Source organism: Methylobacterium symbioticum, from assembly GCF_902141845.1.
Lineage (GTDB): Bacteria > Pseudomonadota > Alphaproteobacteria > Rhizobiales > Beijerinckiaceae > Methylobacterium > Methylobacterium symbioticum.
This window is the reverse complement of record NZ_CABFPH010000007.1, coordinates 63,287-80,244: the sequence shown is the minus strand read 5'-3', so window position 1 is coordinate 80,244 and position 16,958 is coordinate 63,287. Positions and strand designations below refer to the sequence as shown.

Sequence of the window (16,958 nt, the reverse complement as noted above, 5' to 3'; positions counted from 1 at the left end):
CGCAACGTTCGCACAACGCTGACCACGCATCCTGCCGGACCATGCTCTGCATCGACCGGGCGGGCTCCGGGGGGACCGACGATGGATCTGGCTTATTTCTGGTACGAGGGCGCCCGCGCCCTGATGGCGCCGGCCCGGATCGCGGCGGACGTCACCCGCTACGCGGTGCAGAACCCGGCCAACCCGCTGGCCTACTCGCCCTATGCCCGCTCGATCGCGGCGGGCTGCGAGATGTTCGAGCGCGTCACCCGCCGCTATGGCAAGCCGCATTTCGGCCTCGACAGCACGGTGGTGGACGGGGTCGCCGTGCCCGTCACCGAGCGCGTGGTCTGGGAGCGCCCGTTCTGCCGGGTGGTCAGCTTCGACCGGGGCTTCCTGCGCCCGCCGGCCGAGCCGCAGCCGAAGCTCCTCATCGTCGCGCCGATGTCGGGCCACTACGCCACGCTCCTGCGCGGCACCGTCGAGGCGATGCTGCCGAACCATCAGGTCTACATCACCGACTGGTCGGATGCCCGCATGGTGCCGATCACCGCCGGCTCCTTCGATCTCGACACCTACATCGACTACCTGGAGGCGATGTTCGAGGATCTCGGGCCGGACCTGCACGTGATGGCGGTGTGCCAGCCGGCGGTGCCGGTGATCGCCGCGGTCGCGGTGATGGAGGCGCGGAGGGCGCATCCGGTGCCCGTCTCGATGACCCTGATGGGCGGCCCGATCGACACCCGCCCCTCGCCCACCGCCGTGAACTGCCTCGCCCAGGAGCGCGGCCAGGCCTGGTTCGAGCGCAACACCATCGCCTATGTGCCGCCGACCTTCCCCGGGGCGTGGCGGCGGGTCTATCCGGGCTTCCTGCAGCTCTCCGGCTTCATGGCGATGAACCTCGACCGCCACGTGACCGCCCATGCCGACATGTTCGACCACCTCGTGACGGGCGACGGCGATTCGGCGGAGAAGCACCGCGAGTTCTACGACGAGTACCTCGCGGTGATGGATCTCACCGCGGAATTCTACCTGCAGACCGTCGAGACGGTGTTCGTGGAGCACGCCCTGCCGCGGGGCGTGATGCGGCACCGGGGCGAGCCGGTCGATCTCGCCGCCATCCGCACCTGCGCGATCCTCGCCGTCGAGGGCGAGAAGGACGACATCTCGGGCGTCGGCCAGACGCTGGCCGCCCTCGACCTCACGCCGAACCTCCCCGACGCGCGCAAGGCCTATCACCTGCAGGAGGGCGTCGGGCATTACGGCGTGTTCAACGGCTCGCGCTACCGGGCCGTCATCGCGCCGCGCATCGCCGCCTTCATCCGGGCGATGGCGGCCGAGCGGCGCGAGCCCGCGGCCAGGGCGCCGCACCTGCGCGCGGTGAGCTGAGGCGGGGCCTCCCCCTCGCACATCTGCGAATCCAGGCCTCCTCCCCCAGGCTTGGCTCCGACACCGATGCCAAGCACGACACGACCCCTCTCCCGTTCGGGAGAGGGGTCTTGAGCCGACCTCTGGACCATCGCACGAATGCGTCACCCCGGCGGAGCGGGAGCCGCCCGAACCGGATGCCAAACGGCCGAGCCTGCGCTAGAGTGCGGCCATGCTCTCGGCCCTGCTGCGGCGCGTCGACCCGGCTCCCGCCCCCGACCATATCGAGATCGTCCACGCGGGCGAGACCGTCCGGATCCTGCTGCGCCGACGCGACACGGCGCGGCGGCTGACCCTGCGGGTCTCCTCGGCCACCGGCGCGGTCGTGATGACGCTGCCGCCGCGCACCGGGCTCGCCACAGCCCGGCGCTTCGCGGCGAGCCATGGCGGCTGGATCGCGGCGCGCCTCGCCCGGATGCCGGAGCGCATCGCCTTCGCGGAGGGATCGGAGATCCCGGTCCGCGGCACGCCCCACCGGATCGTGCGGCGCGGCGAGCGCAGCGGCGCGACCCGGATCGAGGACACGCCCAGCGGCCCGGTCGTCTCGGTCTCCTGCGGGGAGCCGCATGTGGCGCGGCGGGTGCGGGACTTCCTCCAGGCCGAAGCGCGCAAGGACCTCGCCGCCGCCATCGCCCGCTACACGCAGGCCCTCGGCCAGGGCCCGACCGGCGTGACCCTGCGCGACACGCGCAGCCGCTGGGGCTCCTGCACGGCGCGGGGCGAGCTGAACTTCTCCTGGCGCCTGATCCTCGCCCCGCCCCTGGTGCTCGACTACCTGGTGGCGCACGAGATGGCGCATTTGCGCGAGATGAACCACTCGTCCCGCTTCTGGACCCTGGTCGGCCGGATCTGCCCCCATGTGGAGCCGGCTGAGGCGTGGCTGAAGCGCGAGGGCGCGGGGCTGCACCGCTACGGCTAAGTCCGCACGGCTGTCCGGTTTTCAGGAGAATCCATGTCGCTGACGAACCTCCTCGTCCCCGCCTACGCACAAATGCTGCGGGCGCTCTCGGGCTGGCTCGACAAGGCCTGCAAGCAATTGCCCGGCGAGGAGGCAGAGGCGCTGCTCGGCAAGCGGCTTGCCCCCGACATGTTACCCCTCGCATCCCAGGTCCGCTTCGCCTGCTACCAAGCACAGGAGGCAACGTTCCGGCTCCGCGGCGAACCCCTGCCGGAATCCCTGGAGGATGTGGCCCGCGCGGGACGAGAGCTGGTGACAGGCCGGGCTCGATGGCCGAGGCTCAAGGCCGGATCGGCGAAGCCCTGGCGGTGCTCGGCGATCTCGGGCCAGCCGCACTTGATGCCGGCGCCGGGCAGCCGATCACGCTCACACTCCCGAACGGCATCGTCTTCGACATGACCGGCGAGCAATACGCGCGCGACTGGGCGCAGGCACAGTTCTGTTTCCACCTGATCACAGCCTACGCCATCCTGAGACATCACGGGATCGACTTGGGCAAGGCCGATTACGTGCCGCACATGTTCGCCTATCTCCGGCCCGGATCGATGCCGGAGCATTGACGGCGTCTCGAAGCGATCACGGGACCGCGCTTGGTCTTGAAAGCCGGTCATACGCGCGAACTGCCGCCCTCCCTCCCCCCTCTGCGGGGGAGGGTGGCCCGCGAAGCGGGTCGGGAGAGGGGTGCGACGGTGCAGGAGAATGCTCGGCATCGACGTGACGCCTCATTCGGAGATGGGGGTCCCCTCACCCGACCCCCTTCGGGGGCCACCCTCTCCCGCAGAGGGGAGAGGGACGACGTCGCGGCGGCAGGGCGAAAGGCCTTCCTTAAGACAAAAAGCTTGACACGCGAGAACAAAACACGTACATCCCGGCCACGCGCTGTCCCGCGGCGCGACGGGTCCTGCAACCCGCCGCGCCGCGCGCAGGGAGCCCGGGCCGCATGACCACGGCCCGTGCCAGGACAGCGCGGCGGTTCCCGCGTCGCCGGCCGGTCAGCCGGCGCCCCGGGCGCCTCTGCGCGACACAGGGCCGTTCTCGGCGCCAGCCCGGATCAACAACGGGACAGCCCCGATAGTCCGGCCTGCACAGGTCGTTGGAACCGATGCCGGGCCCAATACGAGGTCCGGTGCACGACGCTTCAAGTCTGCCGGGGTGAGGCTGGGCGAGCCGGGCAACGGCGCTACGCAGTCCGCCACGATCGGGGTCGATGCAGGTGAGCAAGAGACCGCGACGCTAAACGGACGAGGCCGGCCACACGCGGCCCCCTCGTCCGCGGGACGCCGGGGAGCTCGGTATCCGTACGCACATGAGTTTGGGTTCCGCGGCGTCCCGCGTCTCCCGCTCCAGCCATGCCTCCGGCGTCCGCAAGACGCGCGGGGACGAAGCCGCTTGCCCGGAACAGCCCGGCTTGGCCTCGCCCGGGCGCTTCGCTAAGCGAGGGCGACCCGCTCGGCAGGACGAGCCCGACAGGACGAGGACCGCGATGTTCCCCAAGCCGCTGCCCGCGCTCGAGCCCAACACCTTCGCCTTCGAGCAGACGCCGCTCGTCAAGCCGACGGGCTTCCGCGAATACGACGCGCGCTGGCTGTTCCCCAAGGAGATCAACCTGATGGGGGTGCAGGCGCTGGGCCTCGGCATCGGCACCCTGGTGCACGAGCTCGGCGTGCGGCCCGATATCGTCACCGGCCACGATTTCCGCAGCTACTCCTCGGCGATCAAGCTCGCGCTGATCGCCGGCATGCAGGCGGCGGGCCTGCGCGTGAAGGATATCGGCCTCGCGCTCTCGCCGATGGCCTATTTCGGCCAGTTCGCCCTCGACTGCCCCTGCGTGGCGATGGTCACCGCCTCGCACAACGACAACGGCTGGACCGGCGTGAAGATGGGGGCCAACCGGCCCATGACCTTCGGCCCCGACGAGATGGGCCGGCTGAAGGAGATCGTCCTCGGCGGCACCTACCAGTACCGCGACGGCGGCGCCTACGAATTCGTGGAGGGCTTCGCCGAGACCTACCTGAAGGATCTGAAGGCGCGGGCGAAGCCCGTCACGCGCAAGCTCAAGGTGGTCGCCGCCTGCGGCAACGGCACGGCCGGCGCCTTCGCGCCGCGCCTTCTGGAGGCGCTGGGCGTCGAGGTCGTGCCCCTCGACGTCGAGCCGGACCACAGCTTCCCGCGCTACAACCCGAACCCCGAGGACATGGAGATGCTCCATGCCATCGCGGCCAAGGTGAAGGAGACCGGCGCCGATGTCGGCCTCGGCTTCGACGGCGACGGCGACCGCTGCGGCGTGGTGGACAACGAGGGCGAGGAGATCTTCGCCGACAAGATCGGCGTCATGCTGGCCCGGGACCTCGGCAAGCTGCATCCGGGCGCGACCTTCGTGGTCGATGTGAAGTCGACCGGGCTCTACAACACCGATCCCGAGCTGCAGGCGCTCGCGGTCAAGACCGATTACTGGAAGACCGGCCATTCCTACATCAAGCGCCGCGTCAACGAGCTCGGCGCGCTGGCGGGCTTCGAGAAATCGGGCCACTTCTTCTTCAACGAGCCGATCGGGCGCGGCTACGACGACGGGTTGCTCACCGCGATCAGCGTGATCGAGATGCTCGACCGCAATCCCGACCGGTCGATGGCCGACCTCTACCGGGCGCTGCCCAAGACCTGGGGCTCGCCGACCATGTCGCCCCATTGCGACGACGAGGTGAAGTACGGCGTCGTGGAGACGGTGACGGAGCGGTTCCGGGCGATGAAGGCGGCGGGCGAGGCGCTCGCCGGCCAGCGGATCGTCGATCTCGTCACCGTGAACGGCGTGCGCATCACCGCCGAGGACGGCACCTGGGGTCTGGTGCGCGCCTCCTCCAACAAGCCGGAACTGGTGGTGGTGGTCGAGAGCCCGGTCTCGGAGGCCCGGCTGCGGGCGATGTTCGCGGCGGTCGACGGCGTGCTGCGCGAGAACGCGGCGGTCGGCGCCTACAACCAGACGATCTGATCCGGCTTCCGCTCGATCCCGGCGGACGCCGGATCGGCGGATGCGAGCGCGTCCCGACCGGGACGTCGGAGCCGCGCCGGGATCCTACTTGTCGGGGCCCGCCGCGTCGGCGGCGAGCTTCCGGCGCCTGTCGGCCTGGCCGCTCACCTGGCCGAAATAGTCGGCCGTGTCACCGAGCTGCACGGAGGGCTGGCAGACCGGGGTGCAGGAATAGGAGTTGCGCTCGCTCGGCCCGCGCTGGACCGTGACCACCGAGGCCTGCGACGCCTCGACCCGGATCATGGTCTCGGCGATCATCGCGCCGGCGGCGTCGAGGGCGATCAGATTGGTGGCGCCGAAGCTCTTCCCGGTGAGCACCAGCACGCCGTTCTTCTGCAGGGTCACGTCGGCGATGAGCGGGTTGCCGACGATCACCGTCTGCGTCTTCTCCGGCAGGCGCATCACCTTGGCGTTGTCCACGCTGACGCTCACCACCGGCAGTGCGGCCTCCGCGGCGAGGCCCGGGCCGGCATGCAGGGCCGCGGAGGCCGCGAGCAGGCCCGCGGCGAGGCGGAGGACGGGACGGCGCATCGGGCGAGGCCTCACTTCCGCGCCCTGAGGATCTCCGCGGGCGGGACGGACGGATTGCGGCGCGGCGGGCGCGCTGCCTCCCGCGCAACGAGACACCGGATTGGTGAAGGAAGCGCTAAGGCGGCCCGAGGCACGTTCACCACCCCTGCACATCGCGCTCCGCCGCCGCACGGGGTGAACGCCGAACCTGTTGTTCGCGCTGAAGGAACCGGGCCCGACTGTCGTTCCGATTACGATCTCTTCACCACGCCGCAGTTGTGCTGCCGATGCCTTGCCACCAGCGGTCCGTTTAACCGATTTTCAAGAGCGGATCGGCCATTGTTCCCCTGCCGCCGATCGAGACGAAGATTTTCGACGGCCCCCTCGCAGGTCGTTCCTCCAAGGATCTCAGCCATGAAGTCCGTGTTCAAGCGTTTCGCTGCCGACGAGTCCGGCGCCACCGCGATCGAGTATGGCATGATCGCCGCCCTCATCGCCGTCGTCATCATCGGCACCCTGAAGATCATCGGCACGCAGCTCAACGCGAAGTTCAACGCGATCTCTGCCCAGCTGAACTGATCCGCATCGCGGCTCGCCCGGCGGCACCGTCCGTGCTCCGGCCCGTCCCGCCGGGGACGAGCCGGAGCCGGCCTGCTCGGGCGGACCGACACAGCCTGCCGTGGTCGTTCCCGTGTCGAGCGGGACCGGCCGCGGCTGCGTTTCGCGCGGCCCGCGCGCAGCGGCGCCCTCCCCTGCCCCGACTCTGGTGACGCGATGGCCTCCCTCGGCATCCTGGTCGTGTTCCCGTTCCTGATGGCCTACGCGGCCGCCAGCGACCTCCTGACCATGCTGATCCCGAACCGGATCTCCCTCGCGCTCGTCGGCGCCTTCGCGGCGCTTGCCTGCACCGGTCTGATGTCCTGGACCGAGCTCGGCCTGCATGCCGGCGCGGCGGCCCTGGTGCTGAGCGTCTGCTTCACCCTCTTCGCCTTCGGCGTGATCGGCGGGGGCGACGCCAAGCTCGCCGCGGCGACCGCGCTCTGGCTCGGCTTCGACGGGCTGCTCGACTACCTCCTCGTTGCCTCGATCCTCGGCGGCGGCCTGACGCTGGCGATTCTCGCGGCCCGCTCCCACCCGCTGCCGCAGGCGATCGCCCGGCTGCCCTTCGCGCTCCATCTGCACGACCGCCGCACCGGCATCCCCTACGGCATCGCGCTCGCCGCCGCGGCCCTCCTCGTCCTGCCGGAGACCACGGTCTGGGCCCGCGCCGTGATGGCCTGACCCCCCTCGACCGATCGAGAGAGCCGCTTTCGGACGCCGGCCGAAAGCAGGCGGTGACATCTCCTTAACCCTAATTACACGAATGCCGCGGCACTCTGGCGGCGACGGTGCAGATCGGGCCGTCGTCCTTCCCGTGGTCAGGCGATGCAACCAGCACGACTTGCCGTTCTCGCCATAGCCCTCGTCGCGGGCGGCGGTGCGGCGCTGCTCATGAGCGGCGGCGATCCGCCGCCGCCGCCGGCACCCGTCGTCAAGGTCGAGCCGCCGCCGGCCCCCGTGACGGAAGTGCTCGTGGCCGCCGCCGAGCTGCCCATGGGCCAGGTGCTGCAGCCGGCCGACCTGCGCTGGCAGAAATGGCCCGACGACGCGCTGACCCCGGGCTACCTGACCCGCAAGCTCAATCCGAAGGCCCTGGAGGAAGCGGTCGGCGCCACCGTGCGTGCGCCGTTCCTGGTCGGCGAGCCCGTGCGCCTGCAGAAGCTGGTGCGGCCGGACAGCGGCTTCATGGCCGCGATCCTGCCCCAGGGCATGCGCGCCGTCGCCATCGTCACCGACACCCGCGGCACCAACTCGGCCGGCGGCTTCATCCTGCCGAACGACCGCGTCGACGTGATCCGCACCTACCGCGACGAGGAGAACTCGCGCGCGACCGGCACCGACGTGCAGCTCTCCCAGATCATCCTCAGCGACATCCGGGTGCTCGCGGTCGGGCAGCTCATCCAGGAGAAGAACGGCACCAACGTCGTCACCGGCGAGACCGCGACGCTCGCGCTGACGCCGGCCCAGGCCGAGACCATCACGCTGGCGCAGAAGGTCGGCTCGCTGTCGCTAGCCCTGCGCAGCATCGCCGATACCGGCAAGACGGCGGAGGCCGAGCCGGACCAGAAGACCCCCGCCCTCACGGTCGTGCGCTTCGGCGTCGCCCGCCAGCAGACCACCCGGTGATGGCACAGATGGCCGCCCGCTCCCCCCTCCGCCGCCCGCTGCGCGCCGCGCTCCGGCTCGCCCTCCCGCTCGCGGGCCTCGCGTTCGACTTCTCGGCCGCGGCCGCGCAGGATCGGCCGGTCCTCGGCCCCGCCCCGACCTTGGCGGTCGGCGCCGCCGAGGCCACGGCCACCCGCAAGGTCGAACTGACCGCCGGCCGCTCGATTATCGTCGATCTCCCGCGCGACGCAAAGGAAGTCTTCGTCGCGAATCCCAAGGTCGCCAACGCCGTGGTGCGCTCGACCCGGAAGGTCTTCGTGATCGGCATGGAGAACGGTACTACCTCGATCTTCATCCTCGACGGCGAAGGGCGCCAGATCACCGCCCTCGACGTCACGGTGGCGCGCGACCTGAACCTCAACATCCTGCGCCAGCTCCTCGGCCAGAGCATCCCCGGCGCGCGCTTCGACGTGCGCTCCAGCGGCGACTCGGTCCTGCTCTCTGGCTCGGTCGCCTCGAGCGCGGAGGCGCAGCAGGCCATCGACATCGCCAACGCCTTCGTCGGCGTCTCCGGAGGCGGCGGCGGGGGCAGCGGGGCGGGCGTCGCCGGCGGCTCACGCGGCGCCGTGATCAACAACCTGACGATCCGCGGCAAGGATCAGGTCATGCTGCGCGTGACCGTGGCCGAGGTCTCGCGCACCGTTCTGAAGCAGTTCGGCGTCAACCTCAGCGGCAACTGGTCGAACCTCAACCTCGTCAACGCCGCGCCACTCGCGATCTCCGGCGGCCAGTTCCCCACCGGCAACCTGATCTCGGGCACGATCAACGGCGCTGGCGGCGCCAGCCTGACGGCAACGCTCAGGGCCTTCGAGCAGGCCGGCGTGTCGCGGATCCTGGCCGAGCCGACGCTGACCGCGATCTCAGGCGAATCGGCCAAGTTCACCGCGGGCGGCGAGCTTCCGGTTCCGTCGAGCCAGACCTGCACGCCGGCCCTGGTGGCCGGCCAGCAACCCACCTGCGTCGTCGGCATTGCGTTCAAGAAGTACGGCGTCAGCCTGAACTTCACGCCCGTCGTCCAGTCCGAGAACCGGATCTCGATCCGCGTCGGCACCGAGGTCAGCGAGATCGATCCGCAGAACTCCTACAGCTTCGTCAGCGGGAACTCGACCACGGCCGTCCCGGGCCTGACGGTGCGCAACTCCGAGACCACCGTCGAGCTGCCCTCGGGGGGCACGATGATGACCGCGGGCCTGATCCAGCAGAAGAGCAAGGCGGCGATCGCCGGCCTGCCCGGCCTCATCAACCTGCCGATCCTCGGCGCCCTGTTCCGCAGCCGCGACTACCAGCGGCAGGAGACGGAGCTGATGATCATGGTGACGCCCTACATCGCCAAGCCAATCGAGCCGCGCCAGGTCTCGCGCCCGGATGACGGCTTCGTGGAGGCCACCGACGGCCAGGCGGTCCTGCTTGGCCAGATCAACCGCCTCTACGGCGTGGCCGGCGCGAAGCCCCTCGGGCGCGGCTACCGCGGCCGCGTCGGCTTCATCACCGATTGACCGTTCCGCCTCCCTGCCTCGCCGGGCGCCCCGATGCGGCCGCCCCGACAGCGGCCCGCCCGTCCAGGATCCGCACCATGACCGCCCTCCGCCCCCAGCTCCTCGCGGCCGTCGCTCTCGCCGCCCTCCTCGGCGCGTGCCAGGCCGACCGGGCCGCCACCGGCTCGGTCTATCCCCACGACTACCGGGCGCGGCCCCCCATCGTGCTCGCCGATGGCAGCCGCAGCCTCGACGTGTCCCCCACCGGCCCGGGCCATCTCGCCCCGCGTCAGCGCGCGGATGCCGATGCCTTCCTGCTCGAATACCGCCGCTACGGCCGCGGCACGCTGCTCGTCGAGTTGCCGCGCGGGGTCGCGCCCGCGGCCGGAGCCGCGGTCGAGCGCAGCGCCGCCGCGATCCGGCGGCTCGCGGCGGAGGGCGGCGTGCCGGCCCGCGAACTCGCGGTGTCCGGCTACGCGGTCGCCAATCCCGGCCTCGCCGCGCCGATCCGCCTGAGCTTCCAGCGCATGGAGGCCCGGGTCGCCGACCAGTGCGGGCTCTGGCCGCAGGATCTCGGCGTCAGCACGCCCATGGCGAATCTGCGCAACGAGCCGAACTGGAATCTCGGCTGCGCGACTCAGTCCACCATCGCCGCCCAGGTCGCCGACCCCGTCGATCTCGTGCGCGGACGGACGGAGGGCCGAATCGATACGGTCCGCCGCGTCAAGGACATCGATCAGCTCCGCATCGGCAAGGATCCCTCAACCAACTGGCGTCAGGATGGCCAGACCAACGTAGGCAGCCGTCTCGGCATCTGAACCGCGTCGCGACCACGCCGGCCCCGTACAGGACCCGAACCGGAAAGCCTCACCATGGCGGACATTTCCGAGACATCCGAGCGCTTGATCGCCCCGGTGCCGCGGATCACGATCCAGGCCTTCTGCGAGACCGCGGAGACGGCCGCGATGATCGAGGCGGCCGGTACCGACCGGCGCATGCAGAAGGCCCATCTGAAGGTGCAGATGGGCGGGGCCGCGGCGGCGGTCGAGGCCTACCGCAGCGCGCCGACCCCCAACGTCATCATCATCGAGACGCAGGGGCCGAAATCGAAGCCGCTCGAGCATCTCGACGCGCTCGCCGAGGTCTGCGACGAGGGCACCCGCGTCCTGGTGATCGGGCACGTCAACGACGTGGCGCTCTACCGGCAGTTCATCCAGCGCGGCGTCAGCGACTACCTGATGGTGCCGCTGGAGCCGCTGACGCTGATCACATCGGTATCCGATCTCTTCACCGCGCCGGGCGTCAAGCCGGTCGGCCGCACCATCGCCGTCTTCGGCGTGCGCGGAGGCATCGGCGCTTCGACGGTGGCGCACAACCTCGCCTGGTCGATCGCCCGCGGCCAGAAGCTTCAAACGGTGATCGCCGACCTCGACATCGCCTTCGGCACCGCGAGCCTGAACTTCAACCAGGATCCGCCGCAGGGCATCGCCGAGGCCGTCTTCGCACCCGAGCGCCTCGATTCGGCTCTGGTCGAGCGCCTGCTCTCGAAGTGCAGCGACAATCTCAGCCTGCTTTCGGCGCCCGCGAGCCTCGACCGCACCATCGACCTTGCCGAGCCCGCCTTCGACGGGCTCATCGACCACCTCCGCGCCGCGGTGCCCTGCATCGTCCTGGACGTGCCCCATCAATGGTCGGCCTGGACCAGGCGGGTCCTGACCGGGGCCGACGATCTCATCGTGGTCGCGGGCCCCGACCTGACCTGCCTGCGCAATGCCAAGAACGTGCTCGGCGCCCTGCAGCACGGCCGCCCGAACGACCGTCCGCCCCGCATGGTGCTGAACGGCGTCGGCATGGCCAAGCGGCCCGAGATCGGTGCGGCGGAATTCGCCAAGGCGCTCGAAGTGCCGCTCGCGGCAACCATTCCCTTCGATCCGGGCCTGTTCGGCACCGCAGCGAATAACGGGCAGATGGTGGCCGAGGTGCAGCCGGGCGCCAAGGCGACCGAGATCTATGCGGAGCTCGCCGCCTCGGTGCTCGGCCGTCCCGAGACCCGCCGCGGCCGGGCGAATCTGCTCGAACCCCTGCTCGCCAAGCTCGCGCGGCGCAAGGCGTCCTGATCGTGACCATCCGAACTCGCACGGGCGAGGATCCGCAGCATGTTCGGTAGACGGCAGAGCGTCGCCCAACCCACCGCGCCGGCGCGCCCGCAGGTCGAGGCGGCGGCGAAGGTCTCCGCGCCCGTCCTGATGCAGGACGACGCGCCGGCGCGGCGCCTCGAGCCGGCCGCGCCGGTCCAGGTGGAGGTCACGCGCTCCGAGGAATATTACCGCACGAAGAGCATGATCTTCGGCGCGCTGATCGAGGCCATCGACCTCGCCCAGCTCTCGCGGCTCGACTCCGAGACCGCGCGCGAGGAGATCCGCGACATCGTCTCGGAGATCATCGGGCTCAAGAACATCGTCCTCTCGATCGCCGAGCAGGAGGAGCTGCTCGACGACATCTGCAACGACGTTCTCGGCTACGGCCCGTTGGAGCCGCTGCTCGCCCGCGACGACATCGCCGACATCATGGTCAACGGCGCCAACCGCGCCTTCATCGAGGTCGGGGGCAAGATCCAGCTCACCAGCGTGCGCTTCCGCGACAACCAGCAGCTGATGAACATCTGCCAGCGCATCGTCAGTCAGGTCGGCCGGCGCGTCGACGACGCCTCGCCGATCTGCGACGCGCGCCTGCCCGACGGCTCCCGCGTCAACGTGATCGCGCCGCCGCTCGCCATCGACGGGCCGGCGCTGACCATCCGTAAGTTCAAGAAGGACAAGCTCACCCTCGACCAGCTCGTGCGCTTCGGAGCGATCTCGCCCGAGGGGGCCGAGATCCTGAAGATCATCGGCAAGAGCCGTTGCAACGTCGTCATCTCGGGCGGCACCGGCTCGGGCAAGACGACGCTGCTCAATTGCCTGACCGCCTATATCGAGCACGACGAGCGCGTCATCACCTGCGAGGACGCGGCCGAGCTGCAGCTGCAGCAGCCGCACGTGGTCCGCCTCGAGACCCGGCCGCCCAACATGGAGGGCCAGGGCCAGGTCACCATGCGCGACCTCGTCAAGAACTGCCTGCGCATGCGGCCCGAGCGCATCATTGTCGGCGAGGTGCGCGGGCCGGAGGCCTTCGACCTGCTTCAGGCCATGAATACGGGCCATGACGGCTCGATGGGCACGCTCCACGCAAACTCGCCGCGCGAGTGCCTGTCGCGTATCGAATCGATGATCTCGATGGGTGGCTTCACCCTGCCCTCGAAGACGCTGCGCGAGATGATCGTCGGCTCGATCGACGTGATCATCCAGGCAATGCGCCTGCGCGACGGCTCGCGCCGCATCACCCACATCACCGAGGTGATCGGGATGGAGGGCGACGTGATCACGACGCAGGACATCTTCCTCTACGACATCGTCGGCGAGGACGCGAACGGACGCCTGATCGGCAAGCATCGCTCGACCGGCGTCGGCCGGCCGAAATTCTGGGAGCGGGCCCGCTATTACGGCCTGGAGAAGCGGCTCGGCGAAGCCCTCGACGCTGCCGAGACGGGGGCCGAGCCGTGACGCTCGCCGGCAACTTTCCCCTCGCGGCCGGCCTGCTTGCCGTCGCTGTTGCCGGGATCGTCTATGTCCTGCTGCTGCCGCTCCTCACCGGCGAGCGCCGCGCGGCACAGCGGCTGAAGACCATCAGCGTGCCGACGGCCGGCAGCTCCGGCCGCGCCGCGACGGTCAGTCGCCGGGATCAGGTCGCCAAGACCCTCAACGAGATCGAGGCGAAATCGAAAGGCGCGACCAAGGTCACGCTGGAGCTGAAGATCGCCCGTGCCGGTCTGCCCTGGACGGTGCGCACCTTCTGGACCGTCTCGGTGGGCATCGGCGCAGCCCTCGGCCTGATCGTCCTGATGATCACCGAGAGCCCGCTCGTCGCTCTCGGCGGCGTGTTCGTGGGCGCGCTCGGGGTGCCGCAATACCTCCTGCGCCGCTTGCGTCTGCGCCGCATCGCCAAGTTCAACAAGGAATTGCCGAACGCGGTCGACGTCATCGTGCGCGGCATCCGGACCGGCATCCCGGTCGGCGACTGCTTCCGGATGGTCTCGCGCGAGGCCGAGGAGCCGGTGCGCAGCGAGTTCCGGACCATCATCGAGACGCAGGCGCTCGGCCTGTCCCTCGGCGAGTCGGTGAGCCGCCTCTACGAGCGGGTGCCGGTGCCGGAGGTGAATTTCTTCTCGATCGTGATCAACATCCAGCAGCAATCGGGCGGCAACCTCTCGGAGGCCCTCGGCAACCTGTCGCGCGTGCTGCGCGAGCGGCGCAAGATGGCCGGCAAGGTCCAGGCGATGAGCATGGAGGCCAAGGCCTCGGCCTCGATCATCGCGGCGCTGCCCTTCGGTGTCGCCGGCATCACCACGCTGACGAGCCCGGACTACATCTCGCTGCTCTGGACGACGGATGCGGGCAAGATCGCCCTCGTCGGCTCGGGCCTGTGGATGGCCTGCGGGATCCTCACGATCAAGAAGATGATCGCCTTCGACTTCTGACCTCCGAGGCCGGCGCCGCGCCGGCCCGACGCAGGCTCCCGAGCGCCATGATCGACCTGATCGCTGCCAAGATCCTCGACCCGCGGTTCATGAGCACGGTGCTCATCGCGGTCGCGGTCGCAGCCACTGCCTTCGCCGTGGCGCAGCCCTTCCTCGAGACCGACCGCCTGGCCAAGCGGATGAAGCTCGTGAGCGACGAGCGCGAGCAGATCCGCCGGCGCGAGCGCGAGCGCATGGGCCCCGGCAAGGTCTCGATCCGGGCCGAGCAGAAGGCCTACATGAAGGACGTGGTCGAGCGCTTCGACCTGCGGCGCTGGCTCGGCACCGAGACCGCCAAGATCAAGCTGATGCAGGCCGGCTACCGCGGCCCGCAGGCCGAGACCGCGTTCCTGTTCTTTCGCCTCGTCGCGCCGGTGGTGATGACGCTCGGCTCGATCTTCTACTTCTTCGTCATCGAGGTGCTCGATCAGCCCTACCTGGTCCGGATCGCTCTGGTGATCGCCGCGGCCTATCTCGGCATCAAGGCGCCGGAGCTGTTCCTGATCAACAGCGCCAAGAAGCGGCAGACCGAGGTGCGCAAGGCTTGGCCCGACGCTCTCGACCTGACGCTCATCTGCGTCGAATCCGGCATGTCCATCGAGCACGCCTTCAGGAAGGTGAGCACCGAGATCGCCGTCTCCTCCGTGGTTCTGGCCGAGGAACTGGCGCTGATGACCGCGGAGATGTCCTACCTGCCCGACCGGCGCCTGGCCTACGAGAACCTGAGCACGCGCATCGGCATCGAGCCGGTCAAGGCCGTCTCGACCGCCCTGATCCAGGCCGAGCGCTACGGCACGCCGATCGGCCAGGCCCTGCGGGTCCTCGCACAGGAAAGCCGCGACCAGCGCATGACAGAGGCCGAGAAGAAGGCCGCGGCCCTGCCGCCGAAGCTGACCGTGCCGATGATCCTGTTCTTCCTTCCGGTGCTGTTCGTGGTGATCATCACGCCCGCCGTGATCCAGATCATGCGGGTGAACTGAGGACGCCCGTCCGATCGGGCCGGGAACCGGCATTCCTCGGCCCTGGTGATTGACAGGCGGCCGCGCTCCGGCCTAAGGACCCGCACCACGCGCGGCTTCCTCGCAGAAGTCCGCGCGTTTCGCGTTGCAGTCCCGCGGACCTCTGCGGGCGCGACACAACTGAACAAGAAGCCGGTCCAGGGGTTCGCCCCGGAGGCCGTTCGAGAACACGAGAGAACGATGTTCGCAGTCATCAAGACGGGCGGCAAGCAGTACCGCGTCGCCGCCAACGACACCATCACCGTCGCCACGCTGCCCGGCGAAGCCGGCGCCTCGATCGAGTTCGGCGAGGTCCTGCTGTTCACCGACGGCGCGGGCGCGACCCAGGTCGGCGCGCCGACCGTGTCCGGCATCACGGTTACCGGTGAGATCGTGGCTCACGGCCGCGACAAGAAGGTGATCGCCTTCAAGAAGCGCCGCCGCCAGAACTCGCGCCGCAAGCGCGGTCACCGTCAGGCGCACACCGTGGTGCGCATCACCGGTATTCAGGCCTGATCGCCCTCCCGCAGGGCGCGTAGTGGTCCGCTCCCGGGCCCCGTCCGCGACCGCATCCACCCAACACAGAATTCGGAGCATCTCCCATGGCACACAAAAAGGCTGGCGGCTCGTCCCGCAACGGTCGCGACTCGGAAGGCCGGCGCCTCGGCGTCAAGAAGTTCGGCTCGGAGGCCGTGATTCCGGGCAACATCATCGTGCGTCAGCGCGGTACCAAATGGCACCCCGGCGCCAATGTCGGCATGGGCAAGGATCACACCCTGTTCGCCCTCGTACCCGGCAAGGTGCAGTTCGAGACGCGCCGCGGGCGCGCCTTCGTAGCGGTGGTTCCGGCCCTCGAGGCCGCAGAGTAACGGCGGGCGCCTGACAGGCGAAGCGAGCGTCCCGCCGGTGTCCCAGACGACCCGGCAGAGACGTTCCCTTCGAGATCCGCGCCGCCACGCGCGGATCCGGGACCGGACGGACCAGCGGGGAGGATGGGGCACCATCCTCCCCTTCGTCGTCTCAAGGCGCGGCACGCGAAGCGGCCGCCTCGGAGGTGACCCGATGTTCCCGGACCTGACCCGCGACGACGTCTTCCGGATCGAGACGCGCCGTCTTTGGCTGCGCTGGCCGCGTGCCAGGGACGCGGAGGCCATCACCCGGCTCGCGGGCGAGCGGGCCGTGGCCGAGATGACGGCGCGCATCCCGCATCCGCTGCCACGGGCGGAGGTGGATGCCTTCCTCCTCGACGCGCGGGCCCGCAACATCGACGGCACCGGCCTCACCCTGGCTCTGTCGCGCCGCGCGGATCCGGCGGGGCTGATCGGCATCGTCGGCCTGTCCGCGGGCGCCGAGGGCGTTCCGGAACTCGGCTACTGGCTCGGCCGTCCCCATTGGGGCGCGGGTCTGATGGCGGAGGCCGCCTGCGCCCTGGTCGAGGCCTTCTTCGCCTATGCGGGCGGCGAGGTCCTGCAGGCCTCGGCACGGGTCGAGAACGCGGCCTCGCAGCGGGTGCTCGCGTCATGCGGATTCCAGCACGCGGGACGGGCGCAGAAGGCCTTCCCGGCGCGCGGCGGCGACCTGGCGGTCGACTTGTACCGCCTCGACCGGGCGCGCTGGCGGGACTGGCAGATGCCCTCCGCACAAGCCGCCTGAGGGTTCGGGCCGGGCGACGCCCCGGCCCGGATCGTGCGAAACTGGACGAGAGGGC

17 protein-coding genes and 1 pseudogene are annotated in these 16,958 nt (G+C 70.0%); 17 read left to right on the top strand and 1 reads right to left on the bottom strand.

Annotated features, from left to right (window positions below; translation table 11 throughout):
- The first annotated feature begins 81 nt into the window (after positions 1-81).
- From MET9862_RS04455 to MET9862_RS04440, 5 genes and pseudogenes are all read left to right on the top strand, one after another.
- On the top strand, positions 82-1,368 hold the full coding sequence (locus tag MET9862_RS04455; protein ID WP_142581903.1) for a polyhydroxyalkanoate depolymerase: 1,287 nt from the start codon (positions 82-84) through the stop codon (positions 1,366-1,368).
- A gap of 211 nt (positions 1,369-1,579) precedes the next feature.
- On the top strand, positions 1,580-2,326 hold the full coding sequence (locus MET9862_RS04450; protein WP_142581902.1) for a M48 family metallopeptidase: 747 nt from the start codon (positions 1,580-1,582) through the stop codon (positions 2,324-2,326).
- 33 nt (positions 2,327-2,359) lie between these two features.
- Positions 2,360-2,533, top strand: a pseudogene (locus MET9862_RS30600) (DUF1993 family protein); the annotation flags it as partial.
- A 101-nt stretch (positions 2,534-2,634) separates the two neighbouring features.
- The gene (locus tag MET9862_RS29945) at positions 2,635-2,925 is read left to right on the top strand and encodes a DUF1993 family protein (RefSeq protein ID WP_244612563.1); all 291 of its coding nucleotides are present in this window, start codon (positions 2,635-2,637) and stop codon (positions 2,923-2,925) included.
- 923 nt (positions 2,926-3,848) lie between these two features.
- Positions 3,849-5,351, top strand: coding sequence for a phosphomannomutase/phosphoglucomutase (locus MET9862_RS04440; RefSeq protein WP_142581901.1), 1,503 nt, complete (start codon positions 3,849-3,851; stop codon positions 5,349-5,351).
- 84 nt (positions 5,352-5,435) lie between these two features.
- Here the strand turns inward: MET9862_RS04440 and MET9862_RS04435 are convergent, their stop codons facing one another.
- On the bottom strand, positions 5,436-5,921 hold the full coding sequence (locus MET9862_RS04435; RefSeq protein ID WP_142581900.1) for a pilus assembly protein N-terminal domain-containing protein: 486 nt from the start codon (positions 5,919-5,921) through the stop codon (positions 5,436-5,438).
- A gap of 393 nt (positions 5,922-6,314) precedes the next feature.
- On the opposite strand from MET9862_RS04435, the gene MET9862_RS04430 reads away from it, so the two are divergent.
- From MET9862_RS04430 to MET9862_RS04375, 12 genes are all read left to right on the top strand, one after another.
- Positions 6,315-6,479, top strand: a complete 165-nt coding sequence (locus tag MET9862_RS04430; RefSeq protein WP_142581899.1) for a Flp family type IVb pilin — start codon at positions 6,315-6,317, stop codon at positions 6,477-6,479.
- Between the two features lie 195 nt (positions 6,480-6,674).
- A complete protein-coding gene (locus MET9862_RS04425) occupies positions 6,675-7,181 on the top strand; it encodes an A24 family peptidase (protein WP_142581898.1) in 507 nt (168 codons plus the stop codon).
- A gap of 144 nt (positions 7,182-7,325) precedes the next feature.
- Positions 7,326-8,126, top strand: coding sequence for a Flp pilus assembly protein CpaB (gene cpaB, locus MET9862_RS04420; protein ID WP_142581897.1), 801 nt, complete (start codon positions 7,326-7,328; stop codon positions 8,124-8,126).
- Between the two features lie 8 nt (positions 8,127-8,134).
- Positions 8,135-9,661 (top strand): type II and III secretion system protein family protein, encoded by a 1,527-nt coding sequence (locus tag MET9862_RS04415; RefSeq protein WP_142581925.1) that lies wholly within the window; start codon positions 8,135-8,137, stop codon positions 9,659-9,661.
- A 77-nt stretch (positions 9,662-9,738) separates the two neighbouring features.
- The gene (locus tag MET9862_RS04410; RefSeq protein ID WP_142581896.1) at positions 9,739-10,458 is read left to right on the top strand and encodes a CpaD family pilus assembly protein; all 720 of its coding nucleotides are present in this window, start codon (positions 9,739-9,741) and stop codon (positions 10,456-10,458) included.
- A gap of 54 nt (positions 10,459-10,512) precedes the next feature.
- The gene (locus MET9862_RS04405) at positions 10,513-11,757 is read left to right on the top strand and encodes a CpaE/TadZ family protein (RefSeq protein ID WP_142581895.1); all 1,245 of its coding nucleotides are present in this window, start codon (positions 10,513-10,515) and stop codon (positions 11,755-11,757) included.
- A 39-nt stretch (positions 11,758-11,796) separates the two neighbouring features.
- The gene (locus MET9862_RS04400) at positions 11,797-13,239 is read left to right on the top strand and encodes a TadA family conjugal transfer-associated ATPase (protein WP_142581894.1); all 1,443 of its coding nucleotides are present in this window, start codon (positions 11,797-11,799) and stop codon (positions 13,237-13,239) included.
- A complete protein-coding gene (locus tag MET9862_RS04395) occupies positions 13,236-14,213 on the top strand; it encodes a type II secretion system F family protein (protein WP_142581893.1) in 978 nt (325 codons plus the stop codon). The genes MET9862_RS04400 and MET9862_RS04395 overlap by 4 nt, the downstream gene beginning before the upstream one ends.
- 47 nt (positions 14,214-14,260) lie before the next feature.
- The gene (locus MET9862_RS04390; protein ID WP_142581892.1) at positions 14,261-15,232 is read left to right on the top strand and encodes a type II secretion system F family protein; all 972 of its coding nucleotides are present in this window, start codon (positions 14,261-14,263) and stop codon (positions 15,230-15,232) included.
- 219 nt (positions 15,233-15,451) lie between these two features.
- A complete protein-coding gene (rplU, locus tag MET9862_RS04385; protein WP_142581891.1) occupies positions 15,452-15,766 on the top strand; it encodes a 50S ribosomal protein L21 in 315 nt (104 codons plus the stop codon).
- A gap of 86 nt (positions 15,767-15,852) precedes the next feature.
- Positions 15,853-16,119, top strand: coding sequence for a 50S ribosomal protein L27 (gene rpmA, locus MET9862_RS04380; RefSeq protein ID WP_142581890.1), 267 nt, complete (start codon positions 15,853-15,855; stop codon positions 16,117-16,119).
- Positions 16,120-16,312: 193 nt separating this feature from the next.
- Positions 16,313-16,903, top strand: a complete 591-nt coding sequence (locus tag MET9862_RS04375; protein ID WP_142581889.1) for a GNAT family N-acetyltransferase — start codon at positions 16,313-16,315, stop codon at positions 16,901-16,903.
- The last annotated feature ends 55 nt before the right edge of the window (positions 16,904-16,958 follow it).

Bases quoted from the DNA above. Each gene is read 5' to 3' on its own strand.
- MET9862_RS04400 (WP_142581894.1), top strand. From the start codon at position 11,797: ATGTTCGGTAGACGGCAGAGCGTCGCCCAACCCACCGCGCCGGCGCGC.
- MET9862_RS04430 (WP_142581899.1), top strand. From the start codon at position 6,315: ATGAAGTCCGTGTTCAAGCGTTTCGCTGCCGACGAGTCCGGCGCCACC.
- MET9862_RS04455 (WP_142581903.1), top strand. From the start codon at position 82: ATGGATCTGGCTTATTTCTGGTACGAGGGCGCCCGCGCCCTGATGGCG.
- rplU (WP_142581891.1), top strand. From the start codon at position 15,452: ATGTTCGCAGTCATCAAGACGGGCGGCAAGCAGTACCGCGTCGCCGCC.
- MET9862_RS04405 (WP_142581895.1), top strand. From the start codon at position 10,513: ATGGCGGACATTTCCGAGACATCCGAGCGCTTGATCGCCCCGGTGCCG.
- MET9862_RS04375 (WP_142581889.1), top strand. From the start codon at position 16,313: ATGTTCCCGGACCTGACCCGCGACGACGTCTTCCGGATCGAGACGCGC.
- MET9862_RS04415 (WP_142581925.1), top strand. From the start codon at position 8,135: ATGGCCGCCCGCTCCCCCCTCCGCCGCCCGCTGCGCGCCGCGCTCCGG.
- cpaB (WP_142581897.1), top strand. From the start codon at position 7,326: ATGCAACCAGCACGACTTGCCGTTCTCGCCATAGCCCTCGTCGCGGGC.
- MET9862_RS04435 (WP_142581900.1), bottom strand. From the start codon at position 5,921: ATGCGCCGTCCCGTCCTCCGCCTCGCCGCGGGCCTGCTCGCGGCCTCC.
- MET9862_RS04410 (WP_142581896.1), top strand. From the start codon at position 9,739: ATGACCGCCCTCCGCCCCCAGCTCCTCGCGGCCGTCGCTCTCGCCGCC.
- MET9862_RS04450 (WP_142581902.1), top strand. From the start codon at position 1,580: ATGCTCTCGGCCCTGCTGCGGCGCGTCGACCCGGCTCCCGCCCCCGAC.
- MET9862_RS04440 (WP_142581901.1), top strand. From the start codon at position 3,849: ATGTTCCCCAAGCCGCTGCCCGCGCTCGAGCCCAACACCTTCGCCTTC.
- MET9862_RS29945 (WP_244612563.1), top strand. From the start codon at position 2,635: ATGGCCGAGGCTCAAGGCCGGATCGGCGAAGCCCTGGCGGTGCTCGGC.
- rpmA (WP_142581890.1), top strand. From the start codon at position 15,853: ATGGCACACAAAAAGGCTGGCGGCTCGTCCCGCAACGGTCGCGACTCG.
- MET9862_RS04390 (WP_142581892.1), top strand. From the start codon at position 14,261: ATGATCGACCTGATCGCTGCCAAGATCCTCGACCCGCGGTTCATGAGC.
- MET9862_RS04425 (WP_142581898.1), top strand. From the start codon at position 6,675: ATGGCCTCCCTCGGCATCCTGGTCGTGTTCCCGTTCCTGATGGCCTAC.